This window comes from Qipengyuania gaetbuli, assembly GCF_009827315.1.
Lineage (GTDB): Bacteria > Pseudomonadota > Alphaproteobacteria > Sphingomonadales > Sphingomonadaceae > Qipengyuania > Qipengyuania gaetbuli.
Genome location: NZ_WTYF01000003.1, coordinates 201,636 through 225,072 on the forward strand (window position 1 = coordinate 201,636; position 23,437 = coordinate 225,072).

Genomic DNA, 23,437 nt, shown 5'->3' on the forward strand with positions numbered 1-23,437 from the left:
ACAAGCTTTTTCGGTAAAAACACATTATAAATCAGTATATTGCTGGTTTATCCCGTAATTTCCCGCAATTTTCCCTTCCATCCCCGCGTCTCCCGCGATAAATCTACCTGACATCGGACAGCCAGTGTCTTTGCGCGCTCGATCAATGGGTTGGGCGAGCCGGTCGAGCCTTGCTCGCCCGGGACGGGGGAGGTGTGTCCGGGCAATGTGTCGAACACGAGCCGGGGACGGGGCAGGTGCAATTCGGAGGGTACAGCGGACAAGCCTATTCGCCTGCGGGCGACAAGGGCCGCTTTGTGCTTCCGCCGGTCTTCCGCAAGGCGCTCAAGGAATCCAGTGACGGCCGCGTGCTGTGCCTCATGAAGCACAACAAGTGGGACTGCCTCGTCGGCTTCGGCCTGTCGCGCAAGGAAGAGCTCAACGACCAGCTCGACCGCGAGGAAGAAATGGCCGTGCGCCTCGGCAGGGATTTCGACCGCGACACCCGCGCCAGCCAGCTGTTCGGCTTTATCGAGATGCCCTTCGACGACAGCGGCCGCTTCGTGATGCCGGAGCACCTGCGTGCGCTCGGCAAGATCGAGGACGGTCTCTATTTCCAGGGCGGCGGCCGCTTCTTCACTCTGTGGAACCCTGCCGAACTGGCCAAGATGGACGATGAATGGGCGGGCGCGAAGGCGGCCTGCGAAAGCTTCCTCGCCGAAGCGAAGGCGAAGGGCAAATGAGCGCCGCGCCCCATATCCCCGTCCTCCTCGACGAAGTGATCGAGGCTCTCGACCCGCAGCCGGGCGACGTCGTCATCGACGCGACCTTCGGTGCGGGCGGCTATACGCGCGCGCTGCTGGAGCGCGGCGCGACGGTCCATGCCTTCGACCGGGATCCCGACGCAATTGCTGCGGGTCGCACCTGGCGCGAGACGGGGGAAAACCCGCCGCGCCTTATTCTCCATCCGCATCGTTTCTCCGAAATGCTCGACGTCATGACGTCGACCGGGGTGGCGCGAGTCGATGGCGTGGTGATGGATATCGGTGTGTCTTCAATGCAGCTTGACCAGGCGGAGCGCGGCTTCGCCTTTTCCGCGGACGGTCCGCTCGACATGCGCATGAGCCAGGACGGTGAAAGCGCGGCAGATTTTCTCAATACTGCCGACGAAGCGGCGATTGCCGACGTCATCTATCGCTATGGCGAGGAACGCCAGTCGCGCCGCGTGGCCCGCGCCATCGTCGCCGCGCGCCCGCTGGAGACGACCGGCGAACTGGCGCGCGTGGTGCGCAGCGCCCTGGGGCACAAGCCCCATGACAAGAAGGACCCAGCCACCCGCACTTTCCAGGCCATCAGGATTCACGTGAACGGCGAGCTCGACGAACTGTCCCAGGGGCTGTCCGCCGCCGAACACCTGCTGCGCGAAGGGGGCCGCCTTGCGGTGGTCAGCTTCCACAGCCTCGAAGACCGGATCGTCAAGCGCTTCCTGCGCGAGGCATCCTCAACCCCAAGCGCCTCGCGTCACGTCCCACAGGCGGCGCAGCGCGATCCGGTCTTCATCAAGGTTTCCAAGGCAATCAAGCCGACCGATGCCGAGATCGAGCGCAACCCGCGCGCCCGCTCCTCGGTCCTGCGCCATGCCACGCGCACGGCCACAGAAGCGAGGGAGGCGGCATGATGGCCCGGTCTTCCCGCCTGCACCAGATCGGCTGGCTCCTCTCGCTCGGCGCCTGCCTTGCAGTGCTCCTCGCGCTCACCTTCAAAGTGAACGCGGTGAAGAGCGACGTGCGCCTTGTCGAACGCCAGATCATCGCTGCCGAACGCGCCAAGCTGATGCTCGAAACCGAGTTCCAGACCCGCGCCAGCCAGCAGCAGCTCGCCGCCTGGAACCAGGTCGAGTTCGGATATTCCGCCCCCCGGGCCGACCAGTATGTCGAGCAGGAACGCCAGCTCGCCGCGCTCGGCTCGCCGCGCGGGATGGATGCCCCGGAGCCCATTCGTGTCGCCATGCTCCGCCCTGTCAGCCAGGGTGAAGACGAAGAGAGCCTCTTCGGGGACTGGCTCGGCGAGGAGGAACAACCTCCCGCCGACGCCCGGCGTGACGTCGCAAACGGCCTCGCCACCACGCTTGCCCAGCGCCTGTCGCAGCCGGGCAATGCCACGCTTGCCGCTGCCGAGGTGGCTCGGTGAACGCTTTTTCCGCCATCCATGGCGGGCCCGGCGCGGTTAGCATGGCGGTTGCAAGCGGGCGGGTGCAGCTCGTCACGCTGCGCCAGCGCTCGCTCGACCTCGCGCGCTGGCGCGTGCTGTGGATCGCGCTCGCTTTCGCGCTGGCCGCAATGGTCGCGCTGATGCGCATTTCCTATCTCGGCATGAACGGCGAGGGCGCCCGCGCTACCTCGCTGGCCGATGCCCTGCTGCCCCCGCGCGGCGAGATCACCGACCGCAACGGCGTGCCGCTGGCGCGCGCTTTCCCGGCCTATGCCCTGTGGTTCAATCCCAAGGCGCTGGGCGAGGACGGCGATCCGCTGGTGCGTTCGCCGCGCGAAGTGGCGCGCAAGCTGGTCGCCATCTTCCCCGATCTCGACGAGAACAAGCTGACCGCGCATCTCGCGTCGGGCAAGCAGGGCTACCTGCGCCGCCGCCTGCTGCCGGAAGAAGCCAACCGTGTGCAGGAAATCGGCGAGCTCGCGCTCGAAGTACCGATGGAGCAGGACCGCCACTATCCGCAGGGAGCGATGGGCGCGCACGTGCTCGGCTATGTCGCTGCCGACGGCACGGGCCGCGTCGGGATGGAGCAGGTCCTGAACGACCATCTCAGCAATCCCGCTACCCGCGGCACGCCGGTCGCGCTGTCGATCGACGTGCGCGTGCAGGGCGCGCTGGAGGATGAACTGCGCCGCGGCATGAAGCTGACGCAGGCGCAGGGCGGTGCGGGCATCGTGCTCGACGTCGATACGGGCGAAGTGCTCGCGCTGGCCTCGCTTCCCGAATTCGACCCCAACAAGATCGACGAACGCGGCCAGGCGCTGATGTTCAACCGCGTGACCAACCAGGTCTACGAACTGGGTTCGACCTTCAAGCCGCTGACTGTGGCGGCCGCGATCGATTCCGGCACGATCCGGGACCTCGGCAAGCGCTACGACGCATCGCCCGTGAAGGTCGGCCGCTTCACCATCAAGGACAGCCACGCGATGGGCCCGACGCTCAACGCGGTGGAAACGCTGATCCACTCGTCCAACACCACCACTGCTCGTATCGCCGACGACATGGGGCCGGAACGCCTGCGCCAGTACATGATCGACATGGGCATGAACGAGCGTCCGCACATCGAACTGCCGGCCAAGGGCTTCCCGCTCTGGCCGCGCGGCGACTGGGCGCGCCTGACCAACATGACCGTTGGTTTCGGCCACGGTATCGCCGTGACCCCGCTGCACCTCGCCAGCGCCTATGCCGCCATGGTCAACGGCGGTGTCTGGCGTCCCGCTACACTGAAGAAGCTGGGCGCGGGCGAAGCACCCAAGGGTCGCCGCGTGTTCAAGGCTTCCACCTCCAGCCGGATGCGCCAGATGATGCGCGCCATTGCCGTCTACGGTACCGGCCGCAATGCCGACGCACCGGGTTACCGTGTGGGCGGCAAGACCGGCTCTGCCGAAAAGCCCGGCGGTTCGGCCGGCTATCGCAAGACCGCGCTGGTTTCGACCTTCGCCGCGGCCTTCCCGATGGACCGTCCGCGCTACGTCATTATCGCCATGCTCGACGAGCCCAAGGGCACCGTCGCCTCCAGTTTCCAGCGGACTGCCGCATGGAATGCAGCGCCCATCGTGGGCCGGCTCGTCCCGCGCATCGGGCCGTTGATCGGCGTGCGCCCCGACGATACGCGCGACATCGACATCTCGGCAATCAAGCCGCTGATCCCGGAGGCGCAGGAGTGAAGCTTTCAAGGCTGTGTGAAAAGGCTGGCATGGCGTGTCCCGAAGGGGGCGATGCCAGCGTCACGGGCTTTGCGATCGACAATCGCAAGGTCGCGCCCGGCACGGTCTTCGGCGCGTTCCGCGGCAGCGTTTCCAATGGCGAGGATTACATCCCTGCCGCCATCGAGGCAGGCGCAATCGCAGTCGTCGCACGGCCCGAAGCAAAGGTAGACGGCGCACTCCACATCGCGGCCGACGAACCGCGCAAGGCCTTCGCCCTGCTGGCGGCACAGTTCTTCACCCCCGTGCCCGACCATATCGTCGCGGTCACCGGCACCAACGGCAAGACCTCCACCGTCGAAATGACGCGCCAGATCTGGCGTATGGCGGGCGAGCGCGCGGCCAGCATCGGTACGCTGGGTGTTACCACCCCGGACGAGAGCGTTTCCACCGGCCTTACCACGCCCGACATCGTCACTTTCCTGTCGAACATGAGCGGCCTTGCGCGCGAAGGCGTAACGCATGTCGCCTACGAAGCGTCGAGCCACGGCCTGTGGCAATCGCGCAACGAGGGGGTGCCGGTCGAAGCGGCTGCCTTCACCAATTTCAGCCGCGACCATCTCGACTACCACAAAGACATGGAAGACTATTTCGCGGCCAAGATGCGCCTCTTCGACGAGGTGGCATCGGACGGCGCGACTGCGGTGGTCTGGCTCGACGGCAGCGATTGGAATGCGCGCGTGGTCGAACACGCAAGGGCGCGCGGTCTTTCGGTCATGACGGTCGGCGAAACGGGCGATGACATCCGCCTCGTCAAGCGCGAGCCGACGCAGCTCGGCCAGTCGCTGACGGTCGAGCACGCCGGGGCGCAGCGGACCATCAACCTGCCCCTGATCGGTGCCTACCAGATCTCGAACGCGCTTGTCGCTGCAGGCCTTGCGCTTGCGACCGGTATCGATGCCGGCCGCGTCTGGGACGGCGTTGCCCGCCTGCAGCCCGTGCGCGGGCGGCTGGAACGCGCGGTCATCGCGCCCTCGGGTGCGCCGGTCTATATCGACTATGCCCATACGCCCGACGCGATCAAGGCGGCCATCGCCGCGCTCCGTCCGCATGTCACGGGCCGTCTCATCACGGTCTTCGGTGCCGGCGGCGACCGCGACCACGGCAAGCGCGCGCCGATGGGCGAGGCCGCTGCCAAGGCGAGCGATGTGGTTATCGTCACCGACGACAATCCGCGCGGGGAAGACCCTGCGGATATCCGCCGCGCCGTGCTTGAAGGCGCGAAGGGCGCCCGCGAGATAGCAGGCCGCCGCGACGCCATCTGCGCCGCCATCGGCGAGGCCGGTCCCGACGACATCGTGCTCGTCGCGGGCAAGGGACACGAACTGGGTCAGATCATCGGATCGGGAGAGAACATGAAGGTGCTGCCCTTCGACGATGTGGAAGTCGCGCGCGAATGCGCTGCCGCACTCGCCAGAGGTGACGCATGAGCGCTGCCATATTGCGCCATCCGGCTTTCATCGACTGGCATGCCGACCCGCGCGACCGCTTGCCGCTGACGCTGTGGGATGCCCGCGCCATCGCCGAGGCGACGGGCGGTACGGCCAGCTGCGATTTCCAGGTCGCGGGTGTCGAAATGGACAGCCGCGACGTGGTGCACGGCGATCTCTTCGTCGCGCTGAAGGGCGAGGCGATGGACGGCCACCGCTTCCTCGACAAGGCCTTCGCCAACGGCGCGGTCGCCGCGCTGGTGGACCGCCCGGTCGAATATCCGCACATCCTGGTCGAAGACACGACCGAGGCGTTGAAAGCGCTGGCCCGCGCAGCCCGCGAACGCACGCAGGCGCGTATCATCGGTGTCACCGGATCGGTCGGGAAGACGGGCGTCAAGGAAGCCATCTTCGCCGCGCTCGAACGCGCCAGCCGCGGGGCCGCGCACCGTTCGACCCGCAGCTACAACAACCATGTCGGCGTGCCGCTCAGCCTTGCGCGCATGGGTGCCCGCAGCCGTTTCGGCGTGTTCGAGATGGGCATGAACCATGCCGGCGAGATCGAGGGCCTGACCACGCAGGTCCGCCCGCATGTCGCGGTCATCACCACGATTGCGCCCGCCCATATCGAGAATTTGGGTTCGATGGAGGCCATCGCCGACGCCAAGGCGGAAATCTTTGCCGGGCTGGAGGCTGGCGGCACCGCGGTCATCCCCGCCGACACGCCCCACTACGAGCAGCTGCGCGCCGCTGCAGAGCGTCACGGCGCGAAGATCGTCAGCTTCGGCAAGGCGCGCCATGCAGACATGCGCCTGCTCGATGCCATTCCCAGCGCCAATGGCGGTAGCCTCGTCACTTGCGAATTCGATACCGGCCGCCTGTGCTACACCGTGGCCGAGCCGGGCGAACACTGGATCATCAACTCGCTCGCCGTGATGGCTGCCGTGCGGGCAGCGGGCGGCGACATGGCCGCAGCCGGCCTCGCGCTTGCCGAGATGGGCGGCCTCAAGGGCCGCGGTGCGCGCCACGGGATCGACGCGCCGGGGGGCAAGGCGCTGCTGATCGACGAAAGCTACAACGCCAACCCCGCCAGCATGCGCGCCACGCTTGCGCAGCTGGGCGCAACGCCGTCCACTCGCCGCATCGCGGTACTGGGCGCGATGAAGGAGCTTGGCGACTTCGGCCCGCAATTCCACGCCGACCTCGCGCAGCACGTGATTGCCGCCGACATCGACTATGCGGTGCTGGTGGGCGACGAGATGCGCGCGCTGGCCCGCGAACTGGGGAAACCGGTACTGAACTCGCTTGGCAAGCCGCTCGAGTGGGAGCATTGCCAGACCGCCGACGAGGCGATGGAGCTGCTCGAGGATTTCGGCATCGTGTCGGGCGACGCAGTGCTGGTGAAAGGCTCCAATTCGGTCGGTCTCGGCCGGCTCGTGGACCGTTTCACTCGCCCTGAATAGGAGGCCCGCGCGGCCCGATGCTTTACCTCCTTGCCGAGTACCTGAATTTCGAAGGCCTGTTCAACCTGGTCCGCTACCAGACGGCGCGCGCGGGCGCGACGCTGCTGACCGCGCTGCTGATCGGCCTCGTCATCGGTCCGCGCTTCATCGACATGCTGCGCGTGCGCCAGGGCAAGGGCCAGCCGATCCGCGAAGACGGGCCGCAGACCCACCTCGCCAAGCGCGGCACGCCGACCATGGGCGGCCTGATGATCCTCGTCAGCTTGTTCATTTCCATGCTGCTGTGGATGGACCTGTCGAACCCCTTCATCTGGGCCTGCCTTGCCGTGACCGGCGGTTTCGGCCTGATCGGTTTCCTCGACGATTACGACAAGGTGTCCAAGGCCAGCCACAAGGGCGTGTCGGGCCGCACCCGCCTGTTGTTCGAATTCATCGTGGCAGGCGCAGCCAGCTGGATCATCGTCAGCCAGATCAACACCTTCCTTTACGTGCCGTTCGTCAATGATTTCGGCATCGAGCTGGGCTGGTTCTATTTCGTCTTCGCCGCCTTCGTTATCGTGGGCGCGGGCAATGCGGTGAACCTGACCGACGGGCTGGACGGGCTGGCAACCATGCCGGTGATCATCGCGGCAGGCACCTTCGCCATCATCGCCTATCTCGTCGGCCGCGTGGACTATTCCGCCTATCTCGGCATCCCGCACGTGCCGGGCGCTGGCGAAATGGCCGTGTTCTGCGCCGCGATCATGGGCGCGGGGCTCGCCTTCCTGTGGTTCAACGCGCCGCCGGCTGCGGTCTTCATGGGTGACACGGGCAGCCTTGCCCTTGGCGGCGCGCTGGGCGCGATTGCCGTGGCAACGCATCACGAGGTTGTCCTCGCCATCGTCGGCGGGCTGTTCGTGTTCGAGGCATTGAGCGTCATCATCCAGGTCTTCTGGTTCAAACGCACGGGCAAGCGGGTCTTCCGCATGGCCCCAATCCACCACCATTTCGAGCAGCTCGGTTGGTCCGAGAGCAAGGTCGTGATCCGGTTCTGGATCGTCGCCATCGTGCTCGCACTCCTGGGGCTCGCGACGCTCAAGCTACGATGATCACCTCGCTTGCCTGGAAGGACAAGAGATACGCGGTGCTCGGCCTCGCGCGGTCCGGGCGGGCGACGGTGCGGGCGCTGCTTGCGAGTGGGGCTGAAGTGCTTGCCTGGGACGACAATCCCGAGGCCTGCAAAGCGGTGCGCGACGAGCATAGCGACTTGATGGACGACCGGCTGTTCATCGACGACTTCACCGATTGGACAATGTTCGAATTCGACGCGCTGGTGCTGTCGCCCGGCGTCCCGCTCAACACGCACCCGCTTGCCGCTGCTGCGCGCGAGCAGGACATTCCGATCATCGGCGATATCGAGCTTTTCGCGCAAGCGCGGGCGGATCTGCCGCCGCACAGGGTCGTCGGCATCACCGGCACCAACGGCAAGTCGACCACCACCGCGCTGGTCCACCACATCCTTCAAACCGCAGGCGTGCCGACCACCATGGGCGGCAATATCGGCCTCCCGATCCTGGAGCAGGAGCCGCTGCCCAAGGGCGGTGTCTATGTGCTGGAGCTCTCGAGTTACCAGATCGACCTGACCTATTCCCTCGATTGCGATGTGGCTGTGCTGCTCAACGTGACGCCTGACCATCTCGACCGGTACGACGGGTTCGAGGCCTATCGCGCATCGAAGCTGCGCCTGTTCGCCATGCAGTCGGAAGGGCATACCGGCGTCGATGCCAGCTGCGATCCGGAAATTGCCGAAGCGATCAGGCAGATCGACGGGCCCGGAGAAGTGACCACGCTTGCGACAGGGGCGAAAGACAGCGCGTTTCTCGACCTCGATGGCGCCCTCTCGCTGCAGGGTCCGCACAATGCGCAGAACGCCTATGCGGCCTGGGCTGTCGCTTTCGACCTCGGTGTCGACCGACCGACAGTGAATGCTGCGCTCGCCAATTTCCGCGGCCTTGCCCATCGCATGGAGCGCGTCGCTGAAATCTCCGGCGTCGCCTATGTCAACGACAGCAAGGGCACCAACACTGCTGCCTCCGCACCCGCTCTCGCAGCGTTCGACAACATCCACTGGATCCTCGGAGGGCTCGCCAAGGAACCCGGGCTGGGCGAGTGCGAGGCCGAACTGGGCCACGTGAAAGCCGCCTACACCATCGGCAAGGCGGGTCCCGACTTTGCAGCACTCCTCGAAGGCCGCGTTCCGGTGGAGCAGTGCGAAACGCTCGACCGCGCGGTGAGCGCTGCCGCCGCGAAGGTAGAGGCGGGCGACACCGTCCTGCTCTCGCCGGCCTGCGCCAGCTTCGACCAGTACCGTGACTTCGAAGCGCGCGGCGACCATTTCCGCGAATTGGTGGAGGGCCTGAAATGAGCACCATGCAGCCCTTCGTCCCCGGCGCGAAACGCAAGCCTGCGCATATGCCCGCGGGCAAGCTCTCCCGCTGGAGCGAACTGAAGATCTGGTGGCGCGAGATCGACCGCGCGCTGCTCGGCCTCGTGCTGCTGATGATGACGCTCGGCACGATTGCGGTTGCTGCGGCAAGTCCTGCGAGTGCGGACCGCCTGTCGACCTCGGCGACCTCGCTCGATCCGCTCTACTTCTTCTACCGCCACCTCGCTTGGCAGGCGATCGCGCTGGCGGTGCTGCTGGGCGTATCCATGCTCAGCCGCGAGAACGCGCGGCGCCTTGCCCTGTTGCTGGGCGCCGCCATGCTGGCGCTGCTGTTCGTCGTCCCCTTTATCGGGGTGGAGATCAACGGTGCGCGGCGCTGGATATGGCTCGGCATGCAGTTCCAGCCGTCCGAATTCCTGAAGCCCGCCTTCGCCGTGGGGATGGCGTGGATACTTGCCTGGCGGATGCGCGATCCGAACCTGCCGGTGCTCGGCATATCCACGGCGCTCACGGGTCTCATCTTCTGCCTGCTGATGCTGCAGCCGAATTTCGGCGAGGCGATCCTGTTTGCCGGGATGTGGCTGGTGATGATCCTGGTCGCGGGCATTCCGGTAAAGCGCCTCGGCGGCGTCATCGGCGGCGGCATCGTCGGCATCACCGCGACCTATTTCCTCTACGACAACGCGCGCCACCGCATCGATGCCTTCTTCGGCGGAGGTACGGCGTACGACCAGGTCGATCTTGCCAGCCGCACGCTGCTGGCAGGCGGGTGGACCGGCGCCGGATACGGCCTCGGCATTCGCAAGATGAGCCTGCCTGAAGCGCATACCGACTACATCTTCTCGGTCATCGGCGAGGAATTCGGCCTGATCGCCTGCGCGGTGATCGTCCTGCTCTATCTCGGCATGGTCATTCGCGTGCTGATGCGCCTGATCGACGAGGACGATTTGTTCGCGCTGCTGGCGGGCACCGGCCTTGCCGCGCTGCTGGGCGGGCAGGCCTTCATCAACATCCTCGTCAACCTGCAGCTCTTCCCGTCGAAGGGCATGACGCTGCCGCTCATCAGCTATGGCGGTTCGTCCACCATCGCCGTGTGTTTCGGCATCGGCCTGCTGATCGCGATTACGCGGCGTAATCCGTTCCTGAAAAGGTCGACCCGGGGGCTTGGCGACCTGCTCGGTTTAGGGCAGGCGGAACCGATGGATACCAAACAGGTGCGTGTGACGCGCGATATCTACCAATGAGTGCTTCCAACCGACATTACGTGCTTGCTGCCGGCGGGACCGGCGGCCACCTGCTGCCCGCTTTCGCCCTTGCTGCCGAACTCGACCGGCGCGGTCATCACGTCGCGCTGATCACCGACGAGCGCGGGGCGGAAATTCCCGGCAAGCCCGATTTCATGCCCGCCCATGTCCTGCCCGCGGGCCGGTTCGGCAAGAACCCGCTGCACTGGCTGAAGGGCGCGCGCGCCGTTGCGCAGGGTCGCAGCATGGCGCTGCGCCTCTACGACAGCTTCCAGCCGAGCGCGGTGGTCGGTTTCGGCGGCTATCCCTCGCTTCCCGCCATCCTCGCCTCGACTTCGGCGGGCATCCCCACCGTGGTGCACGAACAGAATGCCGTGCTGGGCCGCGTGAACCGCCTGCTGTCGGGCCGGGTGGACGCCATCGCCACGGCCTATCCCGACGTGCAGCGTCTCAAGCCCAAGCACGAGGGCAAGGTCCACCTCGTCGGCAATCCGGTGCGCGCAGGCGTCCTGTCACTGCGTGACGAACCGTTTCCCGCATTCGGCGAAGATGGCCTGCTGCGGGTCCTGGTCACCGGCGGCAGCCAAGGCGCACGCGTGCTGTCCGAAATCGTGCCCGACGGGCTGGCGATGCTGCCCCCTGCCATCCGTGACCGGCTGCAGGTCACCCAGCAGTGCCGCGCCGAAGACCTCGACAACGTGCGCGAACGCTATCGCAGCCATGGCATTCCCGCCGAACTCGCCACCTATTTCGAGGATATGGCGAGCCGCCTTGCCGATGCGCACCTCTTCATCGGCCGCGCGGGGGCCTCGACCATTGCCGAACTGACCGCCGTGGGCCGGCCCGCGATCCTCGTCCCGCTGCCCATCGCGACCGACGACCACCAGGCCGCCAACACGCGCGAGATGGTGAAGGCCGGCGGCGCGCGCATGATCCGGCAGGAGCGGTTCGAGGCGAAGGAACTCGCCAAGCAGATCCGCGTGCTGGCTGACGATCCCAAGGGCCTCGCCAATGCCGCCCATGCGGCGTGGAACTGTGGCAGGCCCAAGGCGGTGGAAGACCTCGCCGATCTCGTCGAAAGCTTCGGCGGGGCGGACATGATGGACGTCATCCGCGTCGGCGGAAACAATGCCCGCGGGGCGTCGCAGGGTATCCCCGCGGGGCAGGGCGCGAACCGGGAGATGGCCGAATGAAGGGCGTACCAACCGACATCGGCACCATCCATTTCGTCGGCATCGGCGGCATCGGCATGTCGGGCATCGCGGAAGTGATGAACAACCTCGGCTACACGGTGCAAGGCTCCGACATCAACGAAAGCCCGGTGGTCGAACGGCTGCGCGAACAGGGCATTGCGGTAAAGATCGGGCACCAGCCCGAAAACGTCGAGGGCGCGGCCGTGGTAGTCACCTCGACCGCCGTGCGCCGGACCAATCCCGAAGTCGCCCATGCGCTGGAAAACCGCATCCCCGTGGTGCGCCGCGCCGAAATGCTCGCCGAACTCATGCGCCTCAAGTCGACAATCGCGGTCGCGGGCACGCACGGCAAGACGACCACGACCAGCATGATCGCGGCCCTGCTCGATGCGGGCAATATCGATCCCACCGTCATCAATGGCGGCATCATCGAACAGTACGGCTCCAACGCACGCCTCGGCGACAGCGACTGGATGGTGGTCGAGGCGGACGAGAGCGACGGCAGTTTCCTGCGGCTCGACGGGACGATCGCCGTCGTCACCAATATCGATCCCGAGCATCTCGACCATTACGGCGATTTCGACGGGGTGAAGGACGCTTTCGTGGAGTTCATCCACAACGTGCCCTTCTACGGCGCTGCGGTGATGTGCATCGACCATCCGGAAGTGCAGGCCGTGACTGCCAAGGTCCGCGACCGCCGCGTGATCACCTACGGCTTCAGCCTGCAGGCCGACATCTGCGGCGTCAACGTGCAGCCGCACGAAGGCGGCAACCGCTTCGACGTCATCGTCCGCCAGCGCGGCGAGGAAGACCGCCGGATCGAGAACGTGGCCCTGCCGATGCCGGGCCGCCACAACGTTCAGAACGCGCTCGCCGCGATTGCGGTGGCCATCGAGATGGGCTGCCCCGACGATGTGATTTGCAACGGCTTTTCCAGCTTCGGCGGCGTGCGCCGGCGTTTCACCAAGGTTGGCGAAGTCGCCACGCGCGACGGCAAGGCGACCGTCATCGACGATTACGGTCATCACCCGGTCGAAATCCGAGCCGTGCTGGGCGCTGCGCGCGAGGCGACGGGCAACCGCGTGATCGCGGTGATGCAGCCGCATCGCTACACCCGCCTGCGCGACCTGATGGACGACTTCCAGAGCGCCTTCAACGAGGCCGACCTCGTCTACATCACCCCAGTCTATGCCGCGGGCGAAGACCCGATCCCCGGCGTCGATGCCGAAGCGCTTGCCGCCGGTATCAAGTCGCGGGGCCACCGTTCGGTCGCCACCGTGACCGACCGTGATGATCTCGCCCGGCAACTTGCCGGAGAGGTGCAGCAGGGCGATCTCGTCGTCTGCCTCGGCGCCGGCGACATCACGAAATGGGCCGCCGGACTTGCGGACGCGATCGCCAAGGAGCGCGGCGCGTGATGGAGCAGCCCGACGACGTCTTCAACTGGGACAACGGCATGGCGCCCGACTGCGAGGTCGAGGGCGGTGTCGCTACGCCCGTGTCGACGGAAGGGCTGCGCGGCAAGCTGACGCCGGACGCTCCGCTCGCAAAGCTGGTGTGGTTCAAGACCGGCGGCAATGCCGACTGGATGTTCGAACCCGAAGACCTCGACGACTTGCGCCTGTTCCTCGAACGGCTGGAAGGCGAGCTTCCGGTGATGGCGCTCGGCCTCGGATCCAACATGATCGTGCGCGATGGCGGTGTGCCGGGCGTGGTGATCAAGCTGGGCAAGCCCTTCGCCAAGGTTTCGGTCGACGGGCAGGTCGTGACTTGCGGCGGCGGCGCGCACGGCATCCTTGTCGCCAGCGCGGCGCGCGATGCGGGCGTTGCGGGCCTCGAATTCATGCGCGGAATTCCCGGCACCGTGGGCGGCTTCGTGCGCATGAACGGCGGTGCCTACGGGCGCGAGGTGTCGGACTGCCTGATCGACTGCCAGGTAATCCTGCCCGACGGCGCGCTGGTGACGCTGCCGGCGGCGGACCTGCAATATACCTATCGCCATTCCGCCCTGCCCGACGGGGCGGTCGTGGTGTCGGCGCGGTTCGAGGGCACGCCGGGCGATCCGGAAGCCATCGGCGCGGAAATGGACCGCATCGCCGATGCGCGCGAGGCCAGCCAGCCGCTGCGCACCAAGACCGGCGGATCCACTTTCAAGAACCCGCCCGGGATGAAGGCATGGGAACTGGTCGACAAGGCCGGTTGCCGCGGCCTCACCATGGGCGGCGCGCAGGTGAGCGAGAAGCACACGAACTTCCTCATCAACACCGGCACGGCCACCAGCGCCGATATCGAAGGTCTGGGCGAGGAAGTGCGCCGGCGCGTCTACGAAAACTCGGGCGTCATGCTCGAATGGGAAATTCAGCGGGTTGGAAGGCCCTGATACGATGAGCATTCTTGACGCCAAGATCCACGTCGCCGTCCTGATGGGCGGCTGGGCCAACGAACGGCCCGTTTCGCTGATGTCGGGCGAAGGCGTCGCCAAGGCGTTGGAAGCGCGTGGCCACAAGGTCACGCGCATCGACATGGACCGCCAGGTCGCCGCCCGCATTGCCGAGGCCGCTCCCGATGTCGTGTTCAACGCGCTTCACGGCGTTCCGGGCGAAGATGGCACGGTGCAGGGCATGCTCGACCTGATGGGCGTGACCTATACGCATTCGGGCCTCGTCACCTCGGTCATCGCGATCGACAAGCAGCTGACCAAGCAGGCGCTGGTGCCGCATGGCATTCCCATGCCCGGCGGCCGCATCGTGAAAAGCGCAGAGCTGTTCGAGCGCGATCCGCTGCCGCGCCCCTACGTGCTCAAGCCTGTCAACGAAGGCAGCTCGGTCGGCGTCGCGATCGTCACCGACGAGGGCAATTACGGCAATCCGATTGCGCGCGATGCCAAGGGGCCGTGGCAGGAATTCAGGGAACTGCTCGCCGAACCATACATCAAGGGGCGCGAGATGACGTCGGCCGTGGTCGATTTCGAGGATGGTCCGCGCGCGCTTGCGGTCACCGAACTCAAGCCCAAGAGCGGCTTCTACGATTTCGATGCGAAATATACCGACGGCATGACCGACCACGTCTGCCCGGCCGACATTCCCGACAATATCCGCGACCTGTGCCTCGAAATCGCGCTCAAGGCGCACAGGGTGCTGGGCTGCAAGGGCACCAGCCGCACGGACTTCCGCTGGGACGAGGAACAGGGCGAGGACGGGCTCTTCGTGCTCGAGACCAATACCCAGCCTGGCATGACTCCGCTCAGCCTCGTGCCTGAACAGGCGCGCCACATCGGCATGGACTATGGCGAACTGGTTGAAACCATCATCGCCGCAGCCCTGCGCGAGAAGGGGCGGCGCGATGGCTAAGGTCACCCGCAAGCCCACCGGCGTCAGGCGCTCGGCTGCGGCGCGCAGCCGCAACCAGAAGGCGCGGGCGGCCAAGCGGCATACCAGCGGGATGCTCGACAAGGTGATGGCGGCGCTGCCTTTCACCGAAGAGCAGTGGAACAAGTTCTTCCTCTTCCTGATCGTCGCAGCAGGGCTGGGCATCGCATGGACGGTGGCAAGCTTTGCCGGCGTTCCCGAACTCGCGCGTGCCGAGCTGGCGAAGTCCGCCAGCCGTGCAGGTTACGAGGTACGCACAGTGCGCGTCACCGGCGTCGACCGGATGAGCGAACAGCTCGTCTACCAGAAGGTGCTGGGCGAAACCGACCGGCCGATGCCGCTGGTCGAGCTGGAGGAAATCCGCGAGCGCTTGCTCGAATTGCCGTGGGTCAAGGATGCACGCGTCTCGCGCCAACTGCCCGATACGCTGCGCATCGATATCGTCGAGCGCGAGCCGCATGCCGTGCTGGCGAAGCCCGACCGGCTGATGCTGGTCGATGACGAGGGGCACGAGCTCGAACCCGTGTCGGCCGATGCTGCCAAGGGCAAGCTGCTGATTTCCGGTCCGGGCGCGCAGAAGCAGGTCGCCGACCTCGGCCGCCTGCTCGATGCAGCGCCGGCGCTGAAGCCGCAGATCGTTGCCGCCGAATGGGTCGGCAATCGCCGCTGGAACCTCACCTTCCGCACCGGCCAGATGCTGGCGCTTCCCGAAGGCGAGATGGGGCCGGCGGCGCTGGTCAAGTTCGCCGAGATGGACGGGCGCAACCGGCTTATCGGGGGGCAGGCGGTCGCCATCGACATGCGCGTCCCCGACCGCGCCTACCTGCGGTGCAAGGACGGCCCATGTCCGCGCGGGATGAGCGCGCAGTAATGGCCACGCAGCTTCCTCTGCCGCGCGTCACCCGCGTGTTCGGTGCAGTGAACATCGGTTCCTTCCGCGTCTCGGCCATGATCATGGGCCAGGCCGAAGACGGCGAAATGGTTGTGCTCGGCTCGTCCCACCGCAAGAGCGAGGGCATCAAGCGCGGCTATGTCACCGACATGCGCCTTGCGACGCACGCCATCCGCAACGCCGTCGAAAAAGCGGAAGCGAACGCCAACACCTCGGTGTCGAGTGTTTGGATCGGCTGTGCGGGCGCTGGCCTGTCGAGCAAGATCGCCAGCGTCGAAATCGCCATCGGCGGGCGCCGCATCGACGAGGACGACCTCGAACACCTGCTCTATGCCGCGCGCGACCATATCCAGCCCGACGGGCGCATGGTTCTGCACGCGCAGCCAGCCCACTACACGCTCGACGGGGCGCACGGCATTGCCAATCCCACCGGCCTTCATGCGGAATCGCTGGGCGTGGATATCCATGTTACGCTGGCCGAGGGCGCGCCGGTCAGGAACCTCATCGAAGCGGTGCAGAGCGCGCATCTCGATGTCGAAGGCGTGGTCGCCAGCCCGCTTGCCGCGGCCTATGCCTGCCTGTCCGCCGAAGAGCGCGAGCTCGGCGTGGCGCTGGTCGAAATCGGCGCGCAGGTTACCAATGTCTCGGTCCATGCCGGCGGGATGCTGCTGGGCCTGCGCTCGATCCCGGTCGGCTCCAACGACATCACCGATGCCATCGCCTCTTCTCTGGGTATCCGGCGCAGCCAGGCAGAGCGCCTCAAATGCGTTTCGGGATCGGCCATCGCGACGCCGAGCGACCACCGCGAGATGATCCCGGTGAACGCGCCGGACGAGGAACCCAGCGGCCAGCCTGCGCGCGGCGCGGACGAACACAACCGCATCCCGCGCGCCGAACTCGTGTCGGTCGTCACCGACCGGCTGGGCGCGATGACCTCCGAAATCGCCAAGGGCCTGAAAGCCATGGGCTTTTCTGGCAGCAGCGGCGGACAGGTCGTCCTGACGGGCGGCGGGGCGGAACTGCACGGCATTGCCGAATTCATGCAGGGTGCGCTCGGCCTGCCAGTGCGGACCGGCAAGCCGCCGGCCCTGCGCGGCCTGCCCGAAGCCCATGCGACACCCGGCTTCGCGACGCTGGCGGGCCTGTGCCTTTATGCCTCGGAAGACCCGGTCGACATCCGGTCCATCGGCCCCAGCTACCAGCCCTCGCGGCGCTATTCCGGTCTCGGCTTGCTCAACCGCGTGGTCCAGGCGGTGAAGGAGTACTTCTGATGGTTGAACACCGAGGTAACACGCGCTTTAGGCCTTGTGGATAAGGCTATTTACCTTTGGCGCGGCGATTCGCTTTCTGCCAAAGGTGTGACATAACCGTTTTCAGTCGACTTTTTACTTCGAGGAAAGCTCAATGAGCATCAATATCGGCCCCGCTTCCAGCGACGATTTGCGTCCCAAGATCATGGTGATCGGCGTCGGTGGCGCCGGCGGCAATGCGATCGCGAACATGATGGCGGCCGAGATCGAGGGCGTGGAATTCATCGTGGCCAATACCGATGCGCAGGCACTGTCCAGCTCGTCGGCCGAAAAGCGCATCCAGCTCGGTCCCGACATCACCGGCGGCCTCGGCGCAGGCGCCCGTCCCGAAGTGGGCAAGGCTGCGGCCGAAGAAACGGTCGAGGACATCGAAGACGCGCTCGACGGCTGCAACATGGTCTTCATCGCGGCCGGCATGGGCGGCGGCACCGGCACCGGTGCAGCGCCCGTCATCGCAGAAGCCGCACGCCGCAAGGGCGTGCTGACCGTCGGCGTCGTGACCAAGCCGTTCCTGTTCGAAGGCACCCGCCGCATGCGCGCTGCGGAAGCCGGTATCGAGGAACTGCAGAAGCACGTCGACACGCTGATCGTCATTCCGAACCAGAACCTGTTCCTGGTCGCGAAGGCGGAAACCACCTTCAAGGAAGCCTTCATGCTCGCCGACGAGGTGCTGCAGCAGGGCGTGCGTTCGATCACCGATCTCATGGTCATGCCGGGCCTCATCAACCTCGACTTCGCCGACGTGCGTTCGGTGATGAGCGAAATGGGCAAGGCCATGATGGGCACCGGCGAGGGCGAGGGCGAGAACCGCGCGCTCGAGGCCGCCGAACTGGCGATTGCCAACCCGCTGCTCGACGGCGTGTCCATGGCCGGCGCCAAGGGCGTGATCATCTCGATCATCGGCGGCGAGGACATGAAGCTGCTCGAAGTCGACGAGGCCGCGAACCACATCCGCGAGCTGGTCGACGAAGACGCCAACATTATCTGGGGTAGCGCATTCAACCCCGACCTACAGGGCAAGATCCGCGTCTCGGTCGTTGCCACCGGCATAGAACAGAGCGGTTCGGCTGCTGCAGCGCCGACGCGCAGTTTCTCCATGTCGGAATCGCGTGCGCCGCAGCGCCCGGTGCTCGACCTGCCGAGCGAGAGCGTGACCGACGACGAACCTTTCGAACTGAGCGAAGGCCTCTCGGCCGAGCCGGAAGAAGACGTGCTCGACACCATGGCCGAAGACGAGGGCATCTCCTCGCTCGGGCTGTCGTCCGCCAGCGCCGACGATTTCGGTGACGAGGACGAGGAAGACGACGATGTCGACGGCATCGTCGATCCGCTCGCCGGCCTGCGCAACGAAGAGACCGAGCGCTTCGACAACTATGACGAGGACGACCTGCCTTCGCCTGCCGACGACACCGGCTTCGGTGACGGCTGGACCGACGATGGCGACGGCGCTGCCGGTTCGCCGCTCGACCTGTCCGACCCGCTCGACGGCGATGCCGGCCAGGACGAACTGCAGCTCGGCGCGGACCAGTATGCCGATGGGCAGAGCCCGCTCGCCAGCAAGCCCGGCCGCAAGCAGGCGATCCTTGGCGGCGGCGCAGGTGGCGGTGACGCCGGCGGCAATGCGCCGGCTTCGCAGGGCAGCACGCTGTTCGAACGCATGGCGAACCTGTCGCGCGGCTCGTCCCAGTCCGAAAGCGACGACGATGACGATGGCGACGAGGACGAGGGCAGCAGCGGCTCGCTCAACATCCCGCGCTTCCTTGGACGCCAGAACAACCAGTAAGGTTTTCGAACCCCGCTGCGCCCCGGGCGCGGCAAGGGCAGGCCATGTATCGACCGATGAAAAACAGCAGATGGCGCGGCGCGGCCCTGGTCGCGCTCGCCATCGCCGCGACCCCGCTTGCAGCGCAGGAAGTGGTCCAGCCGCTCCCGCCGGAAGGTTCTGACGACCTCAATTCGGCATTGCAGCGGCTGGCGCGCAATTCGGGCGACGTCGCAGCCCTGCTCGACGCTGGTGAAGCGGCGCTCAAGCTTGGCGACATTCCCGCAGCCATCGGTTTCTTCGGCCGTGCCCAGGACATCGCGCCGGCCAACTCGCGCATCACGCTGGGCCTTGCGCGCGCCTATACCTATTCCCGCCGTCCGGTTGAGGCGTTGCAGCTTTTCGCCGAGGCAGAGCGGGCAGGGGTGGCACCGGCGCTGATGGCCGCCGACCGCGGGCTTGCCTTCGACCTCGTCGGCGATGCGGCGAGTGCGCAGGCGCTGTACCGGCTGGCGCTGTCGCAGGGCGAGAATTCCGATATCCGGCGCAATCTTGCGCTCAGCCAGGCAATTTCCGGCGACAAGGCCGGGTTCGAGGCGACGCTGCTGCCGTTGCTGCAGCAGGGCGACAATGCCGCGTTCCGCACCCGCGCGTTCGGCCTTGCCGTGCTGGGCGAGGTCGAGGCTGCGGTGAAGATCGCGCGCGACATGATGCCCACGCCCATGGCTTCGCGCGTGGAACCTTACCTGCGCTACATGCCGCAGTTGACGCCCGCGCAGCAGGCCGCGGCCGGGACGCTTGGCGTATTCCCGCGCACGGCAGCGATCGGGCGCGACGATCCGGCGATCGCCGGTTTCGACAGCTCTGCAGTGCGCGGCGCGGATGCAGGCCTCGCCCCGCAAGGCCCGCCGATGGGTTCGCAGCTCGAGCGCACCCGCGCGCAGCAGCAGGCACAGGCCCCAAGGCCGACACCGGCGCCGACGCCTGCCCCATCGCCCGAACCGCGCCGCGCCGCACCGCAGGTGGCGAGCACGATCCCGGCCTTCGAGCGCTCGGTCACGAGCCGTCCGCGCGTCGAACCCGTGGTGCAGCGACCTGCGCCGCCGCCGCCACCTCCTCCGGCGCCTGCTCCCGCGCCGACGCCCGCGCCTGCACCCACACCGCAGATTGCGTCGACCGTCAGCGAGCCGGTAGTCGTTGCGCGCGGAGAGCTTCCGGCCATGACACCCGTGTCGCAGGCCGCGCCTCCTCCGGCGCCTCCGCCAGCACCGCCGCCTCCCGCGCCTGCACCGGCCGAGCCGGAGCCGAGCGTCGCGGATGCTTTCGCCGATTTCGACCTTGTGCAAACCAGTGCCACGCCGCGCGCCGGTGCGGTGGATATCACCCGCATCAAGGCCCCGCGCGAAGTGGAAGCACCGCCTCCGCCGCCCCCGCCGAAGCATCCTGCCCGCCATTGGGTACAGGTCGCGACCGGCAAGGATCTGAAGGCGCTGGGCTTCGATTGGCGCCGGATTTCGCGCAAGGCGGATGGCGCGCTCGGCAAGAAGGGCCCGTTCACCACGCCGTGGGGTGAAGCGAACCGCCTGCTGGCCGGGCCTTACGAATCGCGCGATGCCGCGCGTGCCATGGTGACCCGCCTGAAAGAGCTGGAAATCGACAGTTTCCCGTTCTCCAGCGACGAGGGCCAGGAGATTGCACCGCTCGATTGAGCGGACCTCGCCTATCCGTATCCGGCAGCTTGTGCACAGGGTTTGCACAAGCCGCTTGCGTTCTCCCCAGCACCCTCGCGCAGGCCGATTGCCAAGCCGCCACGCCGTTCTGCAAAAGGCCTCCCATGAGAGCCACGGGATCGCCAGAATGAGAACCTCGGAAAGCCGGTTCGAGGCCGAAGAGGACGCCGCTCCACTCGACATGCTGATGGCCCTGTTCGAGGCCCGCGGCTGGGCCTGCGGGTCGTCGGGCGAGGAAATGAGCGGCGAGGTGCCGGGCAGCTGGACCAGTTACCAGCTGCGCGGGATATGGCGCCCTGAGGACCTGGTCCTGCAACTGCTGTGCCTGCCGGAAATCCGCATCCCGGATGAAAAGCGGGCGGTTGCGCAGGAGCTGGTGACGCTGGTCAACGAGCAGATGTGGCTCGGCCATTTCGACATCTGGTCGAACGGCGGCGTGCTGCTCTATCGCAACGGCACCATCCTCGGCGACGAAGGGCTGCTTAGCCTGTCGCAGGCGCAGTCGCTGGTCGAAATCGCGGTCGAGGAATGCGACCGCTTCTACCCGGCGTTCCAATTCGTGCTGTGGGGCGACAAGACCCCGCGCGAGGCGCTGAAGGCGGCCATGGTGGATGCGGCCGGAGAAGCCTGACCGCAGGGCCCAAATGGTTGATTTGCGTTAGCCAAGGGCATTCCGGTTTCGCTTGAAATCGACCGGAGAAACACCGATATTCGTGTCCGGAGCGCCGCACTATTGTGTGAGGCGCGCAGAGGAGTTTTGACAATGTCCGACTGGAACGACACCGACCGTAGGACGGGCGCAACGTCCGTACCGCGCGCGGGCGACGCCGTATCCCGCCAGACCACTTTCGATGCTGGCCTGCGCCAGCACATGCTGTCGATCTACAACATGATGGCATCGGGCGTGCTGCTGACCGGCATCGTCGCGCTGCTGTTCGTCAACACCGCGCTGTTCGAAGCGGCCTACCGGGTCGTGCCGACCGCGGCAGGCAACGCCATCCAGCCGACCATGCTGGGCTGGATCATCTCGCTTGCGCCACTGGCCTTCATCCTCGTCCTCAGCTTCGGCGGGGTGGCGCGGTTCAGCAAGACCACGCTGCAGGCCATGTTCTGGTCCTTCGCGGTGCTGTTCGGCATGTCGATGTCGACGATTTTCGCCACTTACACCGGTGAATCGATCGCTTCGGCCTTCTTCGCCTCGGCTGCTGCCTTCGCGGGCCTCAGCCTGTTCGGCTACACCACGCAGAAGAACCTGTCCGGTTGGGGCAGCTTCCTGCTGATGGGCCTGATCGGCATCATCGTGGCAATGCTGCTGAACGCGTTCTTCTTCCAGTCGGGCGCCATGGGCCTGGTGATCAACATTCTCGGCGTGCTGATCTTCGCCGGTTTCACCGCCTACGACACCCAGCGCCTGAAGAATGAATACAGCTATGTCCGCGGTACCGAATATGCGGGCAAGGCCGTCGTGATGGGCGCTCTCAGCCTCTATCTCGACTTCATCAACCTGTTCATGTTCCTGCTGCAGTTCCTGGGCAACCGCGAGTAATTCGCTCCGCCCGTCGCAGCAGCGACTCTCTTCATCGTGCCCGGGGCGTAACTTGCGCCCCGGGCATTTTCTTTGGCCCTGCTTGCGGCTAGGTTTCGGCCACGCTTCATCGCCGGTCAATGCAGGCAGGCGCATGTTGGGGTCGCACATGCTTGAGGAGGGTCAGCGCGCCGTGAGCCGCCGTTCGAACATCACAATCCGCTTCACCGCCGTCGCCGGCGGTCTGCTAGCTCTTGCCGCCTGTGCCACTCCGCCGCCGCCGCCCCCGCCGCCTCCGCCGCCTCCGCCGCCTCCGCCGGTGGTGGTCCCGCCGCGTCCGGTCCCGCCGATGGGCGCGACGACCGGCATGACGATCCCGCTGGTGGCGAATGGCGTTCGCCAGACCGTCAATGCCAACCTCACACCGTCGCAGACGACCTGGAACCTGCGTTCGGCGCTGAACGTGGCTGCGCTCAATTGCCCCGAGCCGATGCGCACCTCGATCGTCGACAATTACGGGGCATTCCTGAAGCGCAATGCGCGCCAGCTATCCGCCACCAACCGCGCCCTGCAGAGCGAATTCCGCCAGAAGTACGGCGCGACTTATCGCGACGTGCAGGATTCCTACATGACGCAGGTCTACAACTATTTTGCTCTGCCGCCGGCGTTGAAGAACTTCTGCGACGTGTCCTATTCCGTCAGCCAGGAAGTGCTGCTGGCAGAGCCGAACACGCTCGACAGCTTTGCGGCGGTCGCGCTGCCGCGGATCGAGTCGGTGTTCAACGATTTCTACCGCGCATACGAGCAGTACCGCGTCGATCTGGCGGCCTGGGATTCGCGTTACGGCCCGCCGTCGGTGACCACCACGGTGCAGGGCTACACCAACCCGCTCGACCCGAGGGTCAATGTCGCACCGGGCCAGACGCTGGTGAACTCCATGCCGGCTACCGCGCCGCGTAGCGCCACGGCTTCGACGCAGGCACCCCCCGCTTCCGCGCAGCAACCGGTCGTGGTCGCCACGCAGAACCCCGCGACGGGCGAAACCACCACGGCACTGCCGACGCAGGGACCGATCTTCCAGTCGGGCGAAGTCGTGCAGGGCCAGGTCGGTCAGGTCGATACGCCGGACCCGCGATAAGCGT

General features: G+C 66.4%; 20 protein-coding genes. All 20 read left to right on the forward strand.

Translation table 11 applies throughout. From position 1 onward, the window contains the following. Window positions 1–236 precede the first annotated feature (236 nt). Entirely contained in the window at window positions 237–722 is a 486-nt protein-coding gene (locus GRI42_RS01195; RefSeq protein WP_160606496.1) for a division/cell wall cluster transcriptional repressor MraZ, read from the forward strand. After that, the gene (gene rsmH / locus GRI42_RS01200; RefSeq protein WP_160606246.1) at window positions 719–1,657 is read left to right on the forward strand and encodes a 16S rRNA (cytosine(1402)-N(4))-methyltransferase RsmH; all 939 of its coding nucleotides are present in this window, start codon (window positions 719–721) and stop codon (window positions 1,655–1,657) included. The genes GRI42_RS01195 and rsmH overlap by 4 nt, the downstream gene beginning before the upstream one ends. Further along, the gene (locus GRI42_RS01205) at window positions 1,654–2,169 is read left to right on the forward strand and encodes a hypothetical protein (protein ID WP_234033753.1); all 516 of its coding nucleotides are present in this window, start codon (window positions 1,654–1,656) and stop codon (window positions 2,167–2,169) included. Before rsmH ends, GRI42_RS01205 begins: the two co-directional genes overlap by 4 nt. 41 nt (window positions 2,170–2,210) lie before the next feature. After that, window positions 2,211–3,914, forward strand: a complete 1,704-nt coding sequence (locus GRI42_RS01210) for a peptidoglycan D,D-transpeptidase FtsI family protein (RefSeq protein WP_160606498.1) — start codon at window positions 2,211–2,213, stop codon at window positions 3,912–3,914. Continuing rightward, entirely contained in the window at window positions 3,911–5,383 is a 1,473-nt protein-coding gene (locus GRI42_RS01215) for a UDP-N-acetylmuramoyl-L-alanyl-D-glutamate--2,6-diaminopimelate ligase (protein WP_160606247.1), read from the forward strand. Before GRI42_RS01210 ends, GRI42_RS01215 begins: the two co-directional genes overlap by 4 nt. Beyond that, complete coding sequence (locus GRI42_RS01220; protein WP_160606248.1) at window positions 5,380–6,846, forward strand: UDP-N-acetylmuramoyl-tripeptide--D-alanyl-D-alanine ligase; 1,467 nt, start codon at window positions 5,380–5,382, stop codon at window positions 6,844–6,846. Before GRI42_RS01215 ends, GRI42_RS01220 begins: the two co-directional genes overlap by 4 nt. A gap of 17 nt (window positions 6,847–6,863) precedes the next feature. Then, window positions 6,864–7,934, forward strand: coding sequence for a phospho-N-acetylmuramoyl-pentapeptide-transferase (gene mraY / locus GRI42_RS01225; RefSeq protein WP_160606249.1), 1,071 nt, complete (start codon window positions 6,864–6,866; stop codon window positions 7,932–7,934). Next, the gene (gene murD / locus GRI42_RS01230) at window positions 7,931–9,250 is read left to right on the forward strand and encodes a UDP-N-acetylmuramoyl-L-alanine--D-glutamate ligase (protein WP_160606250.1); all 1,320 of its coding nucleotides are present in this window, start codon (window positions 7,931–7,933) and stop codon (window positions 9,248–9,250) included. Before mraY ends, murD begins: the two co-directional genes overlap by 4 nt. A 5-nt stretch (window positions 9,251–9,255) precedes the next feature. After that, window positions 9,256–10,515, forward strand: a complete 1,260-nt coding sequence (locus GRI42_RS01235; RefSeq protein ID WP_234033776.1) for an FtsW/RodA/SpoVE family cell cycle protein — start codon at window positions 9,256–9,258, stop codon at window positions 10,513–10,515. Then, window positions 10,512–11,708, forward strand: coding sequence for an undecaprenyldiphospho-muramoylpentapeptide beta-N-acetylglucosaminyltransferase (gene murG / locus GRI42_RS01240; protein ID WP_160606252.1), 1,197 nt, complete (start codon window positions 10,512–10,514; stop codon window positions 11,706–11,708). Before GRI42_RS01235 ends, murG begins: the two co-directional genes overlap by 4 nt. Continuing rightward, window positions 11,705–13,126, forward strand: a complete 1,422-nt coding sequence (gene murC / locus GRI42_RS01245) for a UDP-N-acetylmuramate--L-alanine ligase (RefSeq protein WP_160606253.1) — start codon at window positions 11,705–11,707, stop codon at window positions 13,124–13,126. The genes murG and murC overlap by 4 nt, the downstream gene beginning before the upstream one ends. 38 nt (window positions 13,127–13,164) lie before the next feature. Beyond that, on the forward strand, window positions 13,165–14,088 hold the full coding sequence (gene murB, locus GRI42_RS01250; RefSeq protein WP_170289988.1) for a UDP-N-acetylmuramate dehydrogenase: 924 nt from the start codon (window positions 13,165–13,167) through the stop codon (window positions 14,086–14,088). A gap of 4 nt (window positions 14,089–14,092) precedes the next feature. Further along, window positions 14,093–15,058, forward strand: coding sequence for a D-alanine--D-alanine ligase (locus tag GRI42_RS01255; RefSeq protein WP_160606254.1), 966 nt, complete (start codon window positions 14,093–14,095; stop codon window positions 15,056–15,058). Further along, window positions 15,051–15,947 carry a cell division protein FtsQ/DivIB gene (locus GRI42_RS01260; RefSeq protein ID WP_160606255.1) on the forward strand — a complete coding sequence of 299 codons (897 nt, stop codon included), beginning with the start codon at window positions 15,051–15,053 and terminating at the stop codon, window positions 15,945–15,947. Before GRI42_RS01255 ends, GRI42_RS01260 begins: the two co-directional genes overlap by 8 nt. Then, window positions 15,920–17,239, forward strand: a complete 1,320-nt coding sequence (ftsA, locus tag GRI42_RS01265; protein ID WP_234033754.1) for a cell division protein FtsA — start codon at window positions 15,920–15,922, stop codon at window positions 17,237–17,239. Before GRI42_RS01260 ends, ftsA begins: the two co-directional genes overlap by 28 nt. Before the next feature lie 133 nt (window positions 17,240–17,372). Further along, window positions 17,373–19,061: a cell division protein FtsZ gene (gene ftsZ / locus GRI42_RS01270; RefSeq protein WP_160606256.1), complete on the forward strand. Its 1,689-nt coding sequence runs from the start codon at window positions 17,373–17,375 to the stop codon at window positions 19,059–19,061. 56 nt (window positions 19,062–19,117) lie between these two features. Continuing rightward, window positions 19,118–20,749, forward strand: coding sequence for an SPOR domain-containing protein (locus GRI42_RS14040; RefSeq protein ID WP_160606257.1), 1,632 nt, complete (start codon window positions 19,118–19,120; stop codon window positions 20,747–20,749). A gap of 148 nt (window positions 20,750–20,897) precedes the next feature. Next, window positions 20,898–21,401, forward strand: a complete 504-nt coding sequence (locus GRI42_RS01280) for a type III secretion system chaperone family protein (RefSeq protein ID WP_160606258.1) — start codon at window positions 20,898–20,900, stop codon at window positions 21,399–21,401. Window positions 21,402–21,533: 132 nt separating this feature from the next. Continuing rightward, complete coding sequence (locus GRI42_RS01285; RefSeq protein WP_160606259.1) at window positions 21,534–22,316, forward strand: Bax inhibitor-1/YccA family protein; 783 nt, start codon at window positions 21,534–21,536, stop codon at window positions 22,314–22,316. Window positions 22,317–22,488: 172 nt separating this feature from the next. Beyond that, window positions 22,489–23,433 carry a hypothetical protein gene (locus tag GRI42_RS01290; RefSeq protein ID WP_170289983.1) on the forward strand — a complete coding sequence of 315 codons (945 nt, stop codon included), beginning with the start codon at window positions 22,489–22,491 and terminating at the stop codon, window positions 23,431–23,433. Window positions 23,434–23,437: the final 4 nt, after the last annotated feature.